Source organism: Pseudomonas sp. Fl4BN1, from assembly GCF_009908285.1.
Taxonomy (GTDB): domain Bacteria; phylum Pseudomonadota; class Gammaproteobacteria; order Pseudomonadales; family Pseudomonadaceae; genus Aquipseudomonas.
This window is the reverse complement of record NZ_JAAARM010000004.1, coordinates 214512-234037: the sequence shown is the minus strand read 5'-3', so window position 1 is coordinate 234037 and position 19526 is coordinate 214512. Positions and strand designations below refer to the sequence as shown.

The following is a 19526-nucleotide window of genomic DNA, read 5'->3' as shown; positions in this document are numbered from 1 at the left end:
GTTCCGGACGGTTGGCCGGTGCTGGGGAAGGGCATATGTGGGTTGAAGACAAAGCAATGAACAGTAACGCAGCGCCAATGAGCGAACGCTTCACCCTGGTGGTGATGACCCACAACCGCAAGGCGTTTCTGCAACGCACCTTGCAGTACTACAGCACCTACCCCTGCTCGATCCTGGTCCTGGACTCATCGCTGGAAGCGGATGAGTCCCTGGCTGAGCGCTATCCCCAGGTCGACTACCGGCATCTGCCCCAGTTCACCTACAAGGGCCTGCAGGACAAGCTGACTTACGGTGTGAACCTGGTCACCACGCCCTACATGGCGTTTGCCGCCGATGACGACTTCCTGATCCATGACGCGCTCACCGCATCGGTGGAGTTTCTCGAAGCCCACCCGGACTACGGGCTGTGTCATGGCTACGGGATGATGTACCTGGCCCGGGCTTCGGAAACCAACTATTACCGCCGTGACTGCCGGGTCATCGAAGATTATGCGTCCGCTGATCCCCAGGATCGGGTCATGAACTTCATGGGGCAGTTTCTGCCACCGTTCTATGGGGTGACGCGTACCGATCTGTTGCACCAGTGGTACAACCAGTTGCCACCAGGAGTGAGTTTCGAGTGGCAGGAAATTGGCCACAGCTTCTACCTTCTGGCCTGCGCCAAGGCACGGATTCTGCCGATTCCCTATGCCGTGCGCGAGGTCAATTACGGCGCTTCCGAGCACAACACCAATGTCTTGACCGTGCTGACGTTCAAGGACGCCCTGTCGGTGCAGCAGCGTGAGGACTTTGCCGAGTTTCTCGCGGCGCTGCCCAGCGGTTTCAGTGGACGGGATCCGCAGCAGGTGAAGCAGATTGCCCTGGACAGTTTCGCGGCCATGGCCGAGTGCCTGCTTGCCGGACGCTCCCTCAGGGGTACGATGATTTTCCGTTCGGCCTGGGTCGCGGTGGGGGACGAGCCGGTACGTTCCTTCGGTCCCGAGCAGTTTGTCGAAATGCCGTTCTACAACAAGCCGATGTTCGATCTTTTGACCCAGTTCGAATTCCTCATGCACGCCATGCCGGCGGGCCGGGTCCAGCTCAATGAACTGGAAGGCGTACTGTTGCGCCAGGAAGAACTGATGCGCGTGCATCCCAACGACACCGTGCAGACCGTGCGCAGTCGCTTGTGGGAAGCCTTGACCCTGAACCTGTTCAACCGCCAGGTGGTCAAGCGCCTGGCCGAGTCGATGCAGGACAGCGACGAGCCGGAGGAGGCGCGCAAGCTGCAGGTCTGGGACGAGCGGCTGGATTCGGTGCCAGGGCCGGACAGTCGTGCGCTGTTCAACGGCACCGAGTCGGGACGTCTGCTCAGCTGGCTGGAGGCGCGTTCGCCGGCACCGGCGCAGTTGAATGCCATCAATGCTCACCTGGCGCGCCACGGCGGCGGCCCTCAGGTGCAGATCCTGTTGCTCGACCTCGACGCCGACATGGTCAAGTTGCAAGCGACCTTCGACAGCCTGGTCACCAGCCATTTCAAGGCCTTCAAGCTGGTGGTGTTGACCACTGGCGATTTGCCGGCCACTACCACTGCCCAGGACACCCTGCACTTCGTCAAGGTGACTGAAAACAACTACAGCGAACGACTCAACCAAGCGCTCACGCAGTCCAGCGCCGACTGGGTGTTGTTGGTCGAGGCAGGTGATCAGTTCACCGCCAGCGGTCTGCTGCGGGCAAGCCTGGAGCTGCTGGGCGCCGAAGGCATTCGCGCAGTGGCCATGGATGAGGTCCAGCGCCGCAGTGATTTCACCTTGAGCCCGGTGTTCCGGCCTGGGGTCAATCTGGACCAGTTGCAAAGCGCCCCGTCACTGATGGCCCGCCACTGGTTGCTGCAGCGCGAGGCATTGTTGCAGGTCGGTGGTTTCTCCAGCGATCTCAAGCAGGCGCTGGAGTTCGATGTGCTGTTGAAGCTGATCCAGGAAGGCGGCCTTGGCGGCCTGGCGCATCTGGCCGAGCCGTTGTTGATCTGCCGCGCTCCGGGAGACGAATCCAGCGCTGAAGAGCGTCAGGTGCTGACCCGCCATCTGGCGGCGCGGGGCTATCGCGCCCAGGTCAGTTCGTCACGGCCGGGTACCTACCAGATCGAGTATCAGCACGCCGAGCGGCCGCTGGTGTCGATCATCCTGCCGAGCCAGGACAACTTCGTCGAGTTGCAACGCTGCCTGGTCAGCGTGCTGCAGCGTACTCGCTACCAGCGGTATGAAGTGCTGATTGCCGAGAACCACAGCCAGAGCGCCGAGCTCGACAGCTGGCTGGCCAGCCTGGAAGGGCGCAGCGAGCGTATCCGTGTGTTGCGCAGCGGCCAGCGTCTGAGTGCTTCGGCCTTGCACAACATGGCGTGCCGGGAGGCGCGGGGCGAGTTCCTGGTGCTGCTCTCGGCCGATGGTGAAGTGGTCAACGCCAACTGGATCGAGAGCCTGCTCAACCAGGCCCAACGTCCTGAGGTCGGGGTTGTCGGCGCCAAGCTGGTGAACGAAAGGGGCGTGACCACTCAGGCCGGACTGATCCTGGGTTTCGACGGCCACCTGGGTGCGGCCTTCGCTGGCGAGGCCAAGGACGCTGCGGGCTACATGAACAGCCTGTGGGTGGAGAAGAACTACTCAGCGGTGTCCGGTGCCTGCCTGATGATTGCCAAGGCGCTGTTCGAAGCGGTGGGTGGATTGGACGAAGAGCATTTCGATCAGGCCTTCGCCGATGTCGACCTGTGCCTGAAAGTCGCCGATGCCGGCTACCTTACGGTATTGACTCCTCAGGCCCAGGTGCAGCACCCGGGGACTTTGGCACAGCAGCCACAGGCAGTTGCTGCCCTTCAAGACAAGTGGGCGGCGCGCTTTGCCCAGGATATTGCCTATAACCAGAACCTGGCGTTGAGCGGCAAGGGCTTTGCCCTGGGCGTTGCTGACGCGGTGAACTGGGATCAGTTGCTCGGATAAGGATTCAGTCATGTTCAACGGCAAGTCGATTTTCATTTCCGGTGGCACCGGTTCCTTTGGCCGCAGCTTCATTCGACGCCTGCTGGAACAGTACCAACCCAAGCGGGTCGTGGTGTTTTCCCGCGACGAGCTCAAGCAATACGAAATGCAGCAGACCTTCAATGCGCCCTGCATGCGTTACTTCCTTGGTGATGTTCGCGATGCCGAGCGCTTGCGCCAGGCCATGCGCGGCATCGACTACGTGGTGCATGCCGCGGCCCTGAAGCAGGTGCCGGCGGCTGAATACAACCCCACGGAATGCATTCGCACCAACGTCAACGGTGCTGAAAACATCATTGCTGCGGCCATCGACAACGGGGTGCAAAAAGTTGTCGCCTTGTCCACCGACAAGGCTGCAAGCCCGATCAATCTGTATGGCGCGACCAAGTTGCTGTCGGACAAGTTGTTCGTGGCGGCGAACAACATCGCCGGTGAGCAGGCCTCCCGGTTTGCCGTGGTGCGCTACGGCAATGTTGCAGGTTCCCGAGGTTCGGTGGTGCCGTTCTTCAGCCAGCTGATCGCTCAAGGGGCACAGGAACTGCCGATTACCGATGAGCGCATGACGCGCTTCTGGATCACCCTGGATCATGGGGTGCAATTTGTTCTGGACAGCTTTGCGCGGATGCACGGCGGAGAGATTTTCGTGCCGAAGATTCCGTCGATCCGCATTGTCGACCTGGCCTTGGGCATGGCCGCGCACTTACCGCATAAGCAGGTGGGCATTCGTCCGGGCGAGAAGCTCCATGAATTGATGGTGCCTCTGGATGATGCGCGCATGACCTTGGAGTTCGACGATCACTACACGATCCAGCCCTCGATTCGCTTTACCAGCGTGAACGTCGATTTTGCTGTGGACGGGACGGGTGAGAAGGGTGTTTCGGTGGCCGAGGATTTCGAGTATCGCTCCGATACCAATCCAGACTTTCTGTCGGTGGGGCAGCTCGTTGAGCTGCATACCGGGATAGCGCGATGATTCCTTATGGGCGACAAAGCCTTGACCAGGCGGATATCGATGCCGTACTGGGGGTTTTGCAGTCCGACTGGTTGACCCAGGGGCCGGCGATCGAGGCTTTCGAGCAGGCAATGGCAGCCGCTTGCGAGGCGGACCATGGCGTGGCGGTATGCAACGCCACCGCAGCCTTGCATATTGCCTGTCTGGCAGCGGGCTTGGGGCCTGGCGATCGCTTATGGACCACGCCCAATACGTTCCTGGCGTCGGCCAACTGTGGTCGCTACTGTGGCGCTGATGTGGATTTTGTCGACATCGACCCGCGGACCTGGAATCTCGATGTCGAGGTTCTGGCCCTCAAGCTGCAAGCGGCCGAAGCAAGCGGGACGTTGCCTAAGGTAGTGATTGCGGTGGCTTTCTCAGGGCAGAGCTGTGATATGCGACGTCTGGCGGAGCTGGCCGAGCGCTATGCCTTCACCCTGATCGAGGATGCCTCCCACGCGGTGGGGGCTGCCTATGCCGGGCGTCCGGTCGGCTGTGGCGAGTTCGCGGCGATGACGGTGTTCAGCTTTCACCCGGTGAAAATCATCACCAGTGCCGAAGGCGGGATGGTCATGACCAATCGCCCGGAACTGGCCGAGCATTTGCGTCGCCTGCGCAGCCACGGCATGACCCGCGACCCGGCGCAGATGGTGGGCGACAGCCATGGTCCCTGGTACTACCAGCAGGTCGAATTGGGCTTCAACTACCGCATGACCGACCTTCAGGCGGCGCTTGGACGCTCACAGCTGAACAAGCTGCAAGGCTTTGTGCAGCGCCGGCGTTATCTGGTGGCCCGCTATCAGCGGCTGTTGCAGGACCTGCCGTTGACCTTGCCCCAGGCGCAGCCTGATGCGCAGTCGGCCTGGCACCTGTATGTCGTGCGTTTGCAACTCCAGCGCATCAAGCACTCGCACCGTGAAGTTTTCGAGGGGCTGCGCAAGGCGGGTATCGGGGTCAACCTGCATTACATTCCGGTGCACCTGCAACCCTACTATCGGGAGCTGGGTTTCGCTGAGGGTGATTTTCCCGAGGCTGAAGACTATTACGCACAGGCCATCAGCTTGCCGATGTATCCCGAACTGAGTGAGACGCAGCAGGATTACGTTGTCCAGCAATTGCAGCACTGGATTCAGGGGCGGTAGCGGCCATGAGTGCGATCGCGATTATCCCCGCCCGTGGTGGCAGCAAGCGGATCCCAGGCAAGAACCTCAAACCCTTCGATGGCGTGCCCATGCTTGCCCGTTCCATCGATAAGGCGCTGAGCTCCGGGCTGTTCCAGCGGGTGGTGGTGAGTACCGACGACCCCGGGATTTCTGAGCTGGCGGTTGCCTGTGGCGCAGAAGTGCCCTTTGTCCGGCCACAGGCCCTGGCGGATGATTTCGCCGGCACCGCGGCGGTCATTGAGCATGCCTTGCAAGCTTTGCAGGGGCAGGGGCAGCCATTCGAATATGCCTGTTGCATCTACGCCACTGCGCCCTTGTTGCAGCTGCGTTTTCTGCGCCAGGGGCTGGAGTTGCTCGAGCAGCGCCCGGACAAGTCGTTCGCCTTTTCGGTGTGCAGTTTCGGGTTTCCCGTGCAGCGGGCGCTGACGCTCGACGAGCAGGGGGCCCTGGGCGCTCTGTATCCCGAGTTTCGTCATGTTCGCTCGCAGGATTTGCCCGTGGCCTATCAGGATGCGGCGCAATTCTATTGGGGCCGAAGCCGGGCCTGGCTGGATGGCGAGGCCTTGTTTTCGTCTGGCAGCCTGCCGGTGATCCTGCCGCGTCACCTGGTGCAGGATATCGACACCGAAGAGGATTGGCGCCGGGCTGAATACCTGTACGCCGCGCTCAAGGCCGGAGGGGAGCTGGAGTGAGGGTGCTGATCCGGGCCGACGCTTCGCCGACTATCGGCAGTGGTCACGTGGCTCGTTGTCTGAGCCTGGCTCAGGTGCTGCGCCGACAAGGTGCCGATGTCGCATTTGCCTGTCGACGCTTGCCCGGCCATCGTCTGGCGGCCCTGCACGACGATGGTTTTCAGACCTTTGAGCTGCCTGAGCGCTACGCCGCTGAGCGCCCGCAGTTGGGCATTGAGGCGCCCTTGCCCTGGCAGGCAGATATCGCCGCGCTGCGGGAGGCCCTGGTTGATCAACCGACCTTCGATTGGGTGCTGGTGGATCATTACGGCCTTGACCATCAGTGGCAGAGCGCTGCACGCCAGTTTGCGCCACGGATCGCCGCGATCGATGATCTGGCCAACCGCCGGCACGCGGTGGAGTTGTTGCTGGACCAGAACTTCAGCGGTTCGGCCGAGGCGTATGCCGGGTTGTATGGCCCCGGTTGTCGAACCTTGTTCGGGCCGCGCTTTGCCCTGCTGCGTGAAGAGTTTCGTCGCCCGCCGATCCTGATTCGGCCACTGGCGCAGCGCCTGCTGGTGAATTTCGGTGGTTTCGATGCCGCCGGCCAGACCCACAAGGCCATGTTGGCGTTGGCTGACCTGGGTGAGTTGCAGGTGGATTTTGTCGCCGGCAGTGGCAATCCGCACTGGCAGGCCATGCAGGTGCTGGCCGCAGACCGGCCGAACTGGCACTTGCACAGCTACGTGAGCGATTTCGCCGGGCTGCTGGCGCAAGCCGATCTGTGCCTGGGTGCCGGCGGCGGTACCAGTTGGGAGCGAGCGGTACTGGGCGTGCCCACCCTGTGCATTACCGTGGCCGGCAATCAGGAGGCCAATGCCCGGTTGCTGGCCGAAGCAGGAGCTCACGTGTACCTGGGGCCCTGTGAGCGGGTGGACGTCGAACAGATGCGCCACGCCTTGCAACTCCTGCTGGGCAACCCGGGGTTGCGCCACAGCCTGGCCGCCCGGGGCCGCGAACTGGTCGATGGTCTGGGCGCGCAGCGGGTGGCGGCAGCGTTGTTCACCGCGGCACTGTGCCTGCGTCCGGCAACCCTTGACGATGCCCAGCTGCTGTTCGAGGGGCGCAATGGCGATTCGGTCAGGCGTTGGTCCCAGCAGTCTGGGGTAATCGATTGGTCGAGCCATGTGCAGTGGCTTAAGGCCTGTTTGCATGACCCGCAGCGCTTGTTGCTGATCGCTGAGTTGCCTGATGGTCCACTGGGAATGCTGCGCTATGACCGGGAACAAGGGGACGTCCAAGTGTCGATCTACCTGTTTGCCGGACGTTTCGGGTTTGGCTGGGGGCAAGCCCTGCTGGAGCAGGGCGAGGCTTGCCTGCTGCGCCACTGGCCTGATACACAGCGCTTGCGGGCCCAGGTCATGGCAGAGAATCAGGTTTCGCTGACATTGTTTCGCCGGGCCGGCTATCACCAGGGCACCTGCGAATTCACCCGAGTATTGAAGGAACATCTGGATGACTAGCTTCAAGATCGGTTCGCGCCATGTCGGCGCCGGCCATGCGCCGTTGATCATCGCCGAGATGAGCGGCAACCATAATCAGTCGCTGGATGTGGCCCTGCAGATTGTCGAGGCCGCAGCCAGGGCCGGTGCCCATGCTCTGAAGTTGCAGACCTACACCGCCGACACCATGACCCTGGACCTGGATCAGGGGGAGTTTTTCATCAAGGACCCGGACAGCCTCTGGGCCGGTTCATCGCTGTACGACCTGTACCAGCGTGCCCATACGCCCTGGGAGTGGCACGAGCCGATCTTCGCCCGGGCGCGAGAACTGGGCATGCTGGTGTTTTCCACGCCGTTTGATGAAAGCGCGGTGGATTTTCTTGAAAGCCTGGATGTTCCTGCCTACAAGATCGCCAGCTTTGAAAACACCGACCTGCCGTTGATTCGCCGAGTAGCCGCTACCGGCAAGCCGCTGATCATCTCCACCGGCATGGCCAGCATTGCCGAGTTGGATGAAAGTGTCCGTGCTGCCCGGGAAGCGGGTTGCCGTGACCTGGTGCTGCTCAAGTGCACCAGTACTTACCCGGCGTCGCCAGAGAACAGCAATCTGTTGACCATTCCCCATCTGCGGGAACTGTTCGGCTGTGAAGTGGGGTTGTCCGATCACAGCATGGGCGTCGGGGTGTCCGTGGCGGCGGTGGCGCTGGGTGCTACGGTGGTCGAGAAACACTTCACCCTGGATCGCGCCGCTGGCGGGGTCGACGCCAGCTTCTCCCTGGAGCCTGCGGAACTGGCCTGCCTGGTGCTGGAAACCGAGCGCGCCTGGCAGGCCATGGGGCAGGTACGCTATGGCGCCACCCAGGCTGAAAGCAAGTCTCTGGTTTACCGTCGGTCGCTATATGTCACTCGGGACATGCAGGCTGGAGAGCTGTTCAGTGCGGACAATGTGCGGGCAATCCGCCCTGGGCTGGGGCTGGCCCCCAAACACTACGATACGCTGCTTGGCCGTCGTGCGCGTCAGCCGCTCAAGCGCGGCACTGCGCTGGACTGGGCATTGGTCGAATAGGCCTTTGTGTGGCGGATTCGGCAAAATAGCGTGACCTGTGAGTCATAACGCGCATCTTCACTGTATTGTGTTGCCCGGGAAGATGGCGCCAGCCCTGCGTGACAGGTCCAGTGATAGCCCTTGGTTCTTCCCGATACCGCGGTGTTTGGCAGGTATATCTGTATTTTTTTCGGCAGCCCCTGCTCAGTGACTGAGCGGGGGTATTGAGCTGTTTATTATTGGGAAGCCGTAATGATTGGCATAAAAAGCATTGCGAGCTACGTGCCTGTAGCCGGCGTGGACAATTACGCACAAGGTGCAAAATTCGCCAAGGATGAAGAGTTCATCCTGGGCAAAATCGGTTCGGCTTTCCTGCCGCGCAAAGACGCTGGGCAGGAGACTTCCGATCTGTGTGTCGAAGCGGTCAATGCTTTGTTCGCCAGTAACCCTGAGCTCAAGCGCGAAGCCATCGATGTGTTGATCGTGGTCACCCAGAACGGTGACGAAGAAGGCCTGCCTCATACCGCGGCGATCGTCCAGGACAAGCTGGGCCTGCCGACTACCGTAGCGGCGTTCGATATTTCCCTGGGTTGCTCCGGTTACGTCTACGGCATCTACGCTATCAAGGGCTTCATGGAGGCCACTGGGCTGAAGAATGGCCTGTTGGTCACCGCCGATCCTTATTCGAAGATCGTTGATCCGGAAGACCGCAACACCACCATGCTGTTTGGTGACGCCGCAACCGCCACCTGGTTGGGGGAGGGGGCCACCTGGCAGTTGGGCAAGGCCAAGTTCGGTACTGATGGTTCCGGTGCTCCGCATCTGAAGGTCACCGATGGCGTGTTCTTCATGAATGGCCGCCAGGTGTTCAATTTCGCCCTGCTCAAGGTTCCGGCCCACCTGCACGAGTTGCTGGATGAGTCAGGCTTGCAGTCTGATGACATCGATGCCTTCTGCATTCACCAGGGCAGCGCGGCTATCGTCGACGCCGTGGCCCGGCGTTTCGAGGGGAACCCGGACAAGTTCATCAAGGATATGGTGGAAACCGGTAATACCGTGTCGTCGAGCATTCCGCTGCTGCTGGAAAAACACATGTTCGACTCCAGCTGGAAGCGCGTGGCCTTGAGCGGTTTTGGCGTCGGGTTGTCCTGGGGATCGGCGATCATCTATCGCGCCTGAGCCTCTGCTTGCGGCGGTAAACATAGCGCTCAAGGTGTAATCTTGAGCGCTATTTTTTTGCACGAGTGATAAGCGAGGCAATATGAGCGACAGCTTTGAACGCAACGCCCGGGTGATGAGGGAGCGCTGGCCGGTGCTGCTGGAGCGGGTGCTGGCTGAAGACGATGCCTCGTTGCAGGCTGAACTGGTGGAAGGGCTGGGCTCGACCCTGAGCATTGGCGGTATCCAGCTGACCAGTCGCCATGACCGCACTCGTGAAGCCCACAGACAGGCGGCCAGTTTGCCTGAGGCGCCGGTTCTGCACCTGTATGGCTCTGGCCTGGGGGATCTGCAGATGGCGTTGCTGGCACGCCCGGAGCTTACGCGGCTGTATGTGCACATCCTCAATGGCGCCGTGTTCAAGCTGTCGCTGCAGTTGCTTGAGCAGCAGGGCTGGTTGGCTGATCCGCGGGTCGAGTTGTTGTATGCCGGAGATCTGCGAGAGATTCAATTGCCGTTCTTTGCCCTGCCGGCCGAGTTGGTACTGGCGGATGACTACAGTGCGAAGATCCGTGACCGGCTGATCAGCGAAATCCATTTATCGTTCAACAATCGCCGGTTCACGGCCGACGCGGCTGATATTGCCGCGCGTCTGGTTGCCGTCGAGTCCTGGGTCCAGGCGGACCTGGATGTCGCCGAGTTGTTTGGCACGGATCCCGGGCGCGAGGTCTTCGTCATCGCTACCGGGCCGAGTCTGGAACCGCACTTCGAAGCCTTGCGATCCTTGGCCGAGCAGCCGCAGCGACCGCTGTTTATCTGCGTGGATACGGCTTATCAGCCGCTGCGCAGGCACGGTATCCAGCCGGACCTGGTGGTGAGCATCGATCAGCGTATTTCCTCCCGGCATTTGCCGTCTCAGGGCAGTGAGGGCACCACCCTGGTCTATATGCCGTTGGCCGACCCGCAGGTGCTTGAGGGCTGGCAGGGGCCGCGTTACGTCGCCTATTCGACCAGCCCGCTCTTCGAACAGATGCGTCTGCGGGTGCCGCGGGCTCAATTGCACTCGGGTGGCAGTGTGATTCACCCGGCAGTGGACCTGGCGGTGAAGATGGGCGCTCGGCGAGTGACCCTGTTCGGTGCGGACTTCGCGTTTCCGATGAATCGCACTCACGCCGGCTGGCAGGACGGTGATCTGGGGCCACAGCTCAATGCCGCCAAGCATTGGGTACTGGACGGTCACGGGCAGCGAGTCAAGACCCAGCTCAATTTCCGTAGCTATCTGTGTGAGCTGGAGCGTTACATCGAGGGCCAGCCCGAGGTTGCATTTTTCAATACCAGTCGCAGCGGCGCGATGATTGCCGGTACGACCTTCCATGGGGATTTTGTCCGATGAGTCGACATGAGCCTTTGTTTGACAATGCCCGGGACGTTGCCGACCTGTTCCGTCTGGGGCGGGATGTCGAGGCGGCTGTGGCGATGATCGAGCTGTTCGACCCGGTACAAGGGCTGGTTGATGGTGCGCCGTCGTCGGCGCAGCAGGATTGGGCCGCGCTACTGGGATTGATGCTCAAGTGCCAGGAGGCGCAGGACTGGCTGGGTCTGGCCGATTATCTCGAGTATGAGTTGGTGGACTGGTTGCAGGTAGCATTCGCGGATTAGAGGGGGTGCCCCGGTGTGGGCTAACTCGGTTTTGGTTGGGAATTTTCTGGCGTCATTTTTTCGTTTGGTGATGGGTTTAAGCCCTTGTTTCTCAAGAGGTGGCCGGGTGATGGCAAATATTTTTGAAAAAGCCCTAAAGCAACTTGCATTGCCGACGATAACTATTACGAAGGTTCTCTAGGCCATTACCCGGCGGTTGCCAGGGCCGGAAGCCGCAGTACCCAACCAACGAGGAATTCGTCATGGCTTTAACAGTAAACACTAACGTCACGTCGCTGAACGTTCAGAAAAACCTGAACCGCGCTTCCGACGCTCTGTCGACTTCGATGACTCGCCTGTCTTCCGGCCTGAAAATCAACAGTGCAAAAGACGACGCCGCCGGCCTGCAGATCGCTACCCGTATGACCTCGCAGATCCGTGGCCAGACCATGGCAATCAAAAACGCCAACGACGGTATCTCCATCGCCCAGACCGCTGAAGGCGCGATGCAAGAATCCACCAACATTCTGCAGCGTATGCGTGAACTGGCTGTTCAGTCGCGAAACGACTCCAACGGTACTCAAGACCGCGTTGCTCTGAACAAAGAATTCGGTCAGATGTCGGACGAGCTGACTCGTATCGCCAAGTCGACCAACCTGAACGGCAAGAACCTGATCGACGGTACTGCTGGCACCATGACCTTCCAGGTCGGTTCCAACACTGGTGCTACCAACCAGATCACCATCACTCTGGCCAGCGGCTTCGACGCTGCAACCCTGAGCGTTGACTCTGCTGCCATCGCTATCACCGGTACCGACAGCGCCACTGCAGAAGCCAGCACCAAGGCTGCAATGGACGCCATCGACAAGGCTCTGCAGACCATCAACTCCAGCCGTGCTGACCTCGGTGCTGCACAAAACCGTCTGACCAGCACCATCTCCAACCTGCAGAACATCAACGAAAACGCCAGTGCTGCACTGGGTCGCGTACAAGATACCGACTTCGCGTCTGAAACTGCCCAGCTGACCAAGCAGCAGACTCTGCAACAGGCTTCGACCGCAGTTCTGGCCCAGGCCAACCAACTGCCATCCGCTGTACTGAAGCTGCTTCAGTAATAGCCGGCTAAGCTTTGGCGGGGGAGTGCGCTGGTCGTGCTCTCCCGCTTTTTTACTTTAAGAGGTGATGGACATGGATATGAGCGTGAAGCTGAACTTGTCTTATCCTGCGGCCAAGCCGGTGACGCCTGTTGCTGACAAGCCTGTGGAGAAGCCTCGAGAGGACGTTCCTGCTGTTTCGGCAAGCGCCAAGCAGGACGGTAAAAAAGATGCGCAGGCCGAGCAGGAAAAGTTGAAGATGGCCGTGCAGGAAATCGAGAAGTTCGTCCAGTCGGTCAAGCGTAACCTGGAGTTCTCGATTGACGAGCCCTCCGGGCAGGTCGTGGTCAAGGTTATTGCCAGTGATTCGGGTGAGGTGGTTCGTCAGATCCCCAACGAAGAAGTGCTGAAATTGGCCAACAGCTTGAATGACGCTAGCAGCTTGCTGTTCAGCGCCAAGGTCTGACAGCTGGCATGAAAATTGTTGCTCTGTACTTTTGGGCGCTGTAGTGGTCAAAAGACTGGCGGCACATTGAAGGGAGAGACATATGGCAAGTCCAATTCTACCGGGTACCGGTCTGGGTTCCGGCCTCGACACTGGTGCTATCGTCAAGGCGTTGGTAGCGGCTGACAAATCGGCCAAGCAAGGTCAGATCGACCGTGCAACTACCACCAACAGTGCCAGCATCTCCGGTATCGGAACCTTGCAGTCGTTGTTGTCGACCTTCCAGAGCACCCTGTCGGTCACGGGGTTGGGAAGTTCTATCAATCCTTCCTTTGCCGGCTTTGCGGCTACCTCCAGCGACAGCAAGTTTGTGGATGCCACGGCAGACAACTATGCGGTTGCCGGCAAGTACTCCGTTACCGTCACGAATATTGCAACTTCGTCAAAAGTGGCCAGTGCGGCTTTTGCCGGAGGAAATACCAGTGCCATTCCGAGTGGTACACTGAACATCACTCAAAATGGCACTAGCTATCCGTTGACCATCGGTGCGAATGCGACGTTACAGTCGGTGCGTGACTCGATCAACGCCGATTCCAAGATGAACATGTCAGGGATCAGCGCCAACATCGTGACTGACTCCTTCGGTTCGCGACTGGTGATCGGTTCCAGCAAGACTGGTGCAGGCACTGACTTTTCTGTCAGTGGTATCGCTGGGTTGGAGATCGATGGCAGCAAGGTCATGCCTAAAGGCACTGCTCAGGATCCCACCACGGCTACCTCGTCCGGTTCCGTCGGTGGCTTGGCCGTTGATGCGGTCTTCAGTATCGATGGTATGCAGTTGACCAGCAAAACCAATGCCGTCACTCAGGCGGTTTCCGGTCTGAAGCTCAACCTGGTCGCTCCGACCGCCGCTAACACTCCTATCACGGTGACGGTTGCTACCAACACTGAAGGCCTGAAAACCTCGATCCAGAAATTTGTCGATGCCTACAACGCCGTGGCCAACGGTATTACTACCCTGACCAAGCCTTCTCTGGATGACAGCGGCAAACCGACAATTCCAGCGCAGTTGACCGGTGATTCACTGCCTCGCTCAATTCTGGCGGCTATTCGTGCACCACTATCGGAAACCGGGGCGGGTGACAAGCTGACCGTGCTGGCGCAGCTGGGTATTACCACCAACCAGAAGACTGGTGCGCTGGACTTTGATGACAAAAAGTTCACTGTCGCCATGACGGATAAAAAGCTGGGTGGTGAGGTGCAAAAACTGTTCAGTGGCGATGGCACCAACCTGGGATTGCTGGATCGCATGACCAATGCCATCAAGCCTTTCACTCAGGGCGTAGGCACCATGACCGAGGGGATTTTGACCACTCGGACCAAGACCCTGGATATGACCAAGAAAAAACTCAGCGATCAGCAGGATGCCCTTGATCGTCGAGTGGCGACTCTGACCGCGGTGCTGACCAAAAAGTACAACGACATGGATACCCTGGTAGGCAAGCTGAAGGCTACCTCCAGCAACATCACGTCGATGTTCCAGGCCTTGACCGCACAGCAAAAAGGCTGATATTCACTCAGCGCCAAAAGCCCGGCAGCGTTTTCCAGCGCTCCGGGCTTTTGTATGTGACCTAAAGTTTTTTGACGTTGCGTCGATATATTGCTTATACGAACCCTTGAGTTTTGAAGAGGTATCACATGAATCCGATGTTAGCCCTTCGGCAGTACCAGAAGATCGGTGCGCAGGCGCAGACCTCCGAAGCCAGTCCTCATCGTCTGGTACAAATGCTGATGGAAGGCGGCCTGGATCGTATCGCTCAGGCCAAGGGCGCGATGGAGCGCAAGGATATTGCCAACAAAGGCGTGTTCATCGGCAAGGCCATTGGCATTATCGGTGGCTTGCGTGAGGGCCTGGACCTGGAAAACTCCCCGGAAACCCTGGGTGACCTGGACGGTCTCTACACCTACATGATGAAGCGTCTGACCGAAGCCAATATCAAGACCGATCCGAAGATCCTCGATGAAGTCACTGATCTGCTGCGCACGGTCAAAGAGGGCTGGGACGCTATTGCAGCTCCAGGTCCGCAGTTTTAAGGAGAAACACCATGAGTGCTGTCCTGCAACGCATTGAAGAAACTCGCGAGGCCCTGGTTGGTGCTTTGGCCGAGCGCAATTGGCAAGCCATTGGTGAGTTGGACCTGGCCTGCCGTTCATGCATGGAGGACGTGCTCAGTGAAGCTCAGGTCGACGAAGTCGCCTTGCGGGACAATCTGGAGGAGTTGTTGGGGGTTTACCGGCAACTGCTTGAGGTGGCAACGGGTGAGCGCCAGGCAATAGTCGACGAGATGTCGCAGATCCAGCAAGCACAGAACGCGGCAAAGGTTTACCATTTGTTCGGTTGATGTTGAGTTAATCCGAACGTTGCGCGCCATAAATTTGACTGTGCACGCATTTTTGACTTAACTAGTGGCTGTTTTCAGATTTCAGGCGTCTATAAGGCAGAAAATGCCGACAAGCGCGTCTAGCTTGCCCCTCATTCTGGGCATTGAGTTGACTAGGGAAGTTGCTATTGCATGTGGCGTGAAACCAAAATTCTGCTGATCGATGACGATAGCGTGCGCCGCCGCGACCTGGCGGTGATTTTAAATTTTCTCGGCGAGGAAAATTTCCCCTGCGGCAGCCATGACTGGCAGCAGGCCGTCGGCTCTTTGTCGTCAAGTCGCGAAGTAATTTGCGTCCTCATCGGGACTGTAAATGCTCCTGGTGCACTTCTGGGCTTGCTAAAGACACTCTCAACCTGGGATGAGTTCCTTCCGGTTTTGTTAATGGGCGAAAATTCTTCCGTTGAACTGCCTGAAGACCAGCGCCGGAGAGTGCTTTCTACCCTGGAAATGCCCCCCAGCTACAGCAAGTTGCTCGACTCCCTGCATAGGGCTCAGGTCTATCGTGAAATGTACGATCAGGCCCGCGAGCGCGGTCGGCATCGCGAACCCAATCTGTTCCGCAGTCTGGTGGGTACCAGTCGCGCGATCCAGCATGTGCGGCAGATGATGCAGCAGGTGGCGGATACCGACGCCAGCGTGCTGATCCTTGGTGAGTCGGGTACTGGCAAGGAAGTGGTTGCGCGTAATCTGCACTATCACTCCAAGCGCCGTGACGCGCCTTTCGTTCCCGTCAATTGCGGAGCTATTCCGGCTGAATTGCTGGAGAGCGAGCTGTTCGGTCATGAAAAGGGGGCGTTCACCGGGGCTATCACTAGCCGTGCCGGACGCTTCGAGTTGGCCAACGGCGGAACCCTGTTTCTCGACGAAATCGGCGATATGCCGCTGCCGATGCAGGTCAAGCTGCTGCGCGTACTGCAGGAGCGCACCTTCGAGCGGGTGGGCAGCAACAAGACCCAGGGTGTTGATGTGCGAATCATCGCCGCCACCCACAAGAACCTTGAAAGCATGATCGAAGTGGGCAGTTTCCGTGAGGATCTGTACTACCGCCTCAACGTGTTCCCGATCGAGATGGCGCCGTTGCGTGAGCGAGTGGAAGACATTCCGCTGCTGATGAACGAGCTGATTTCACGCATGGAGCACGAGAAGCGCGGATCGATCCGTTTCAATTCTGCCGCGATCATGTCCCTGTGCCGGCATGGCTGGCCGGGCAACGTCCGCGAACTGGCCAACCTGGTGGAGCGCATGGCGATCATGCATCCGTACGGGGTGATCGGTGTGGTCGAGCTGCCGAAGAAGTTCCGCTATGTCGATGACGAAGATGAGCAGTTGGTGGACAGTCTGCGCAGCGATCTGGAAGAGCGGGTGGCAATCAACGGCCATGCGCCGGACTTTGCCGCCACTGCCATGCTGCCGCCGGAAGGCCTGGACCTGAAGGACTACCTTGGCAGTCTGGAGCAGGGTTTGATCCAGCAGGCGCTGGATGATGCCAATGGCATCGTGGCACGAGCCGCCGAGCGGCTGCGCATCCGTCGCACCACCCTGGTGGAGAAGATGCGTAAGTACGGCATGAGCCGCCGTGAGGGTGATGAACAGGCAGATGATTGACGCCTGTTTTTCAAGTCGTTGAAATCTGGTTGGTTTTTTTTAGGCACGGGTATTGCTACGTCTCTTGCAACGTTCCGTTTAACTGACGGTCAGCCAAGCGAGAGAGCACGATGCCCCAAGCCGCCCAGATGTCTCCTGTCCCTGATGCTCAGGGGCAATCGTCGTCCGTAGAGCAGGCAAGCCGGCTGGGCCTTGAGCAGGCCTTTGCCTTGTTCAACCAGATGTCGAGCCAACTTACTGACTCCTACAGCATGCTTGAAGCCCGGGTTACCGAACTCAAGGGTGAATTGGCGGTGGTCAGTGCCCAGCGCATGCAAGAGCTGGCGGAGAAGGAGCGTCTGGCCAACCGGCTGCAGAACCTTCTCGATCTGCTGCCGGGCGGGGTGATCGTCATTGATGGTCAGGGCATTGTCAGCGAAGCTAACCCGGCTGCATGCGAGCTGTTGGGGTTGCCGTTGGCCGGAGAGCTATGGCGCAACATCATTGCCCGCAGTTTTGCTCCGCGTGAAGACGACGGTCATGAAATCTCCCTGCGCGACGGTCGACGCCTGTCGATCTCTACTCGCTCGCTGGATGCTGAGCCGGGGCAGTTGGTGCTGCTCAATGACCTGACTGAAACCCGTCATCTGCAAGATCAATTGGCCCGTCATGAGCGGTTGTCTTCCTTGGGCAAGATGGTTGCTTCCCTGGCTCACCAGATTCGCACTCCGTTGTCGGCAGCCTTGCTGTATGCCAGTCATCTGACTGAGCAGGAGCTGCCGGTGGCCACTCACCAACGTTTTGCCGGGCGGCTCAAGGAGCGTCTGCATGAGCTTGAGCATCAGGTCCGCGACATGCTGGTATTCGCTCGTGGTGAGTTGCCCCTGACCGATCGCCTGACTCCCAGGGCGCTGTTGCAGTCGTTGCAGGCCGCGGCCCTGACTCATGTCCAGGACGTTGCCGTGCGCTGGCAGTGCGACAGTCATCATGGCGAGTTGCTGTGCAATCGCGACACGCTGGTGGGGGCCTTGCTCAATCTGATCGAGAACGCCGTTCAGGCCAGTGCTGGCGCGGCGCGTCTCAAGGTGCACCTGTATAGCCGGGGCGATACCCTGCGGCTGTGCGTCAGCGACAGTGGCAGCGGTATCGATGCTGCGGTGCTGGAACGTCTGGGGGAGCCATTTTTTACTACCAAGGCTAATGGAACTGGGCTCGGCCTGACGGTGGTCAAGGCAGTGGCACGTGCCCATCAGGGAGAATTGTCGCTGCGTTCGCGTCCTGGGCGCGGTACTTGTGCGCTGGTGACCTTGCCCCTGTTCTCCAGTGCTCATGGAGTGGAGTGAAGGTAATGGCAATCAAGGTTTTACTGGTTGAAGACGATCGCGCGCTGCGCGAGGCCCTCGCAGACACTCTGCTGTTGGCCGGTCATGACTACAAAGCGGTCGGCAGTGCGGAAGACGCGCTGGAGGCAGTGGCGGCCGAGTCGTTCAGCCTGGTGGTCAGCGACGTCAATATGCCGGGCATGGATGGTCATCAGTTGCTGGGCCTGCTGCGCACGCGCCAGCCACAGTTGCCAGTATTGCTGATGACCGCTCACGGTGCCGTCGAGCGCGCAGTGGATGCCATGCGCCAGGGTGCTGCCGATTACCTGGTCAAACCCTTCGAGCCTCGAGCCTTGCTCGACTTGGTGGCACGCCATGCCTTGGGGTCTCTGGGGGCTGGCGAGGATGAAGGGCCGGTGGCTTTTGAGCCGGCCAGTGCGCAGTTGCTGGAGCTGGCGGCGCGGGTGGCTCGCAGTGATTCCACGGTGTTGATTTCCGGCGAGTCAGGTACTGGCAAGGAAGTCCTGGCGCGTTATATCCACCAGCATTCCCATCGGGCTCATCAGCCCTTCATCGCCATCAACTGTGCGGCGATTCCCGACAACATGCTCGAGGCCACCTTGTTCGGGCACGAGAAGGGTTCTTTTACGGGGGCTATTGCTGCCCAGCCCGGCAAGTTCGAGCAGGCCGACGGCGGCACCATTTTGTTGGACGAGATTTCTGAAATGCCTCTCGGCCTGCAGGCCAAGCTGCTGCGGGTCTTGCAGGAGCGCGAGGTCGAGCGGGTGGGCGCACGCAAGCCGATTAGCCTGGACATTCGGGTGGTGGCCACGACCAACCGTGATCTGGCAGGAGAAGTCGCGGCGGGGCGTTTTCGCGAGGACTTGTATTACCGTCTGTCGGTATTTCCTCTGGCCTGGCGTCCGCTGCGCGAGCGCACCGCCGATATCCTGCCGCTGGCCGAGCGCTTGCTGGCCAAACACGTCAATAAAATGAAGCATGCCGCCGCCAGGCTGTCGGCTGAGGCTCAGGCTTGTCTGTTGGCGTATCCCTGGCCGGGTAACGTGCGTGAGTTGGACAATGCGTTGCAGCGAGCATTGATCCTGCAACAGGGCGGCTTGATTCAGCCGGAAGACTTCTGTCTCGCCGGGCCGGTGGCCTGTGCGCCGCTGCCAGCGCTAGCTCCCGCCAATCAGCCGGCACTTCGCGGTGCGCTAGGCGATATCGAGGGCGGACCCCGGGAATCGGGGGGGTTGGGCGACGATCTGCGACGTCGAGAGTTCCAGATGATCATCGATACCTTGCGTTCCGAGCGCGGGCGCCGCAAGGAGGCAGCGGAGCGCCTGGGGATCAGCCCGAGGACCCTGCGCTACAAACTGGCACAGATGCGTGATGCCGGAATGGACGTCGAGGCCTATCTGTTTGCTACTTGAGGAATGATCTCGGAAGCCCGGAACG

The 19526-nt window shown here is 59.7% G+C and carries 17 protein-coding genes; all 17 read left to right on the top strand.

Translation table 11 applies throughout. The annotated features are described in order from the left end of the window. The first annotated feature begins 35 nt into the window (after window positions 1–35). Complete coding sequence (locus GV818_RS06615; protein WP_161776091.1) at window positions 36–2972, top strand: TIGR00180 family glycosyltransferase; 2937 nt, start codon at window positions 36–38, stop codon at window positions 2970–2972. Window positions 2973–2982: 10 nt separating this feature from the next. Next, entirely contained in the window at window positions 2983–3984 is a 1002-nt protein-coding gene (gene pseB / locus GV818_RS06610; protein WP_161753739.1) for a UDP-N-acetylglucosamine 4,6-dehydratase (inverting), read from the top strand. Further along, window positions 3981–5144, top strand: coding sequence for a UDP-4-amino-4,6-dideoxy-N-acetyl-beta-L-altrosamine transaminase (pseC, locus tag GV818_RS06605; RefSeq protein ID WP_161753737.1), 1164 nt, complete (start codon window positions 3981–3983; stop codon window positions 5142–5144). The genes pseB and pseC overlap by 4 nt, the downstream gene beginning before the upstream one ends. 5 nt (window positions 5145–5149) lie before the next feature. Beyond that, entirely contained in the window at window positions 5150–5857 is a 708-nt protein-coding gene (gene pseF, locus GV818_RS06600; protein WP_161753735.1) for a pseudaminic acid cytidylyltransferase, read from the top strand. Then, window positions 5854–7359 carry a UDP-2,4-diacetamido-2,4,6-trideoxy-beta-L-altropyranose hydrolase gene (pseG, locus tag GV818_RS06595; protein ID WP_161753733.1) on the top strand — a complete coding sequence of 502 codons (1506 nt, stop codon included), beginning with the start codon at window positions 5854–5856 and terminating at the stop codon, window positions 7357–7359. Before pseF ends, pseG begins: the two co-directional genes overlap by 4 nt. Further along, window positions 7352–8404: a pseudaminic acid synthase gene (gene pseI, locus GV818_RS06590; protein ID WP_161776089.1), complete on the top strand. Its 1053-nt coding sequence runs from the start codon at window positions 7352–7354 to the stop codon at window positions 8402–8404. The genes pseG and pseI overlap by 8 nt, the downstream gene beginning before the upstream one ends. A 231-nt stretch (window positions 8405–8635) precedes the next feature. Further along, window positions 8636–9562: a ketoacyl-ACP synthase III gene (locus GV818_RS06585; protein ID WP_161753729.1), complete on the top strand. Its 927-nt coding sequence runs from the start codon at window positions 8636–8638 to the stop codon at window positions 9560–9562. A gap of 82 nt (window positions 9563–9644) precedes the next feature. Then, window positions 9645–10934 carry a motility associated factor glycosyltransferase family protein gene (locus GV818_RS06580; protein WP_161753727.1) on the top strand — a complete coding sequence of 430 codons (1290 nt, stop codon included), beginning with the start codon at window positions 9645–9647 and terminating at the stop codon, window positions 10932–10934. Further along, on the top strand, window positions 10931–11200 hold the full coding sequence (locus tag GV818_RS06575) for a hypothetical protein (protein WP_161753725.1): 270 nt from the start codon (window positions 10931–10933) through the stop codon (window positions 11198–11200). Before GV818_RS06580 ends, GV818_RS06575 begins: the two co-directional genes overlap by 4 nt. Before the next feature lie 242 nt (window positions 11201–11442). Continuing rightward, the gene (locus GV818_RS06570) at window positions 11443–12294 is read left to right on the top strand and encodes a flagellin domain-containing protein (RefSeq protein ID WP_161753723.1); all 852 of its coding nucleotides are present in this window, start codon (window positions 11443–11445) and stop codon (window positions 12292–12294) included. Between the two features lie 73 nt (window positions 12295–12367). Beyond that, the gene (locus GV818_RS06565; protein WP_161753721.1) at window positions 12368–12739 is read left to right on the top strand and encodes a flagellar protein FlaG; all 372 of its coding nucleotides are present in this window, start codon (window positions 12368–12370) and stop codon (window positions 12737–12739) included. A gap of 82 nt (window positions 12740–12821) precedes the next feature. After that, complete coding sequence (gene fliD / locus GV818_RS06560) at window positions 12822–14288, top strand: flagellar filament capping protein FliD (RefSeq protein WP_161753719.1); 1467 nt, start codon at window positions 12822–12824, stop codon at window positions 14286–14288. Window positions 14289–14416: 128 nt separating this feature from the next. Further along, the gene (fliS, locus tag GV818_RS06555; RefSeq protein ID WP_161753716.1) at window positions 14417–14812 is read left to right on the top strand and encodes a flagellar export chaperone FliS; all 396 of its coding nucleotides are present in this window, start codon (window positions 14417–14419) and stop codon (window positions 14810–14812) included. Between the two features lie 11 nt (window positions 14813–14823). Beyond that, window positions 14824–15120, top strand: a complete 297-nt coding sequence (locus GV818_RS06550; protein ID WP_161753714.1) for a flagellar protein FliT — start codon at window positions 14824–14826, stop codon at window positions 15118–15120. Window positions 15121–15291: 171 nt separating this feature from the next. Then, window positions 15292–16767 (top strand): sigma-54 dependent transcriptional regulator, encoded by a 1476-nt coding sequence (locus tag GV818_RS06545; protein ID WP_161753712.1) that lies wholly within the window; start codon window positions 15292–15294, stop codon window positions 16765–16767. A gap of 128 nt (window positions 16768–16895) precedes the next feature. Next, window positions 16896–18089: a sensor histidine kinase gene (locus GV818_RS06540; RefSeq protein WP_178124769.1), complete on the top strand. Its 1194-nt coding sequence runs from the start codon at window positions 16896–16898 to the stop codon at window positions 18087–18089. A gap of 5 nt (window positions 18090–18094) precedes the next feature. Further along, the gene (gene fleR, locus GV818_RS06535; protein ID WP_161776087.1) at window positions 18095–19501 is read left to right on the top strand and encodes a sigma-54-dependent response regulator transcription factor FleR; all 1407 of its coding nucleotides are present in this window, start codon (window positions 18095–18097) and stop codon (window positions 19499–19501) included. Window positions 19502–19526 lie beyond the last annotated feature (25 nt).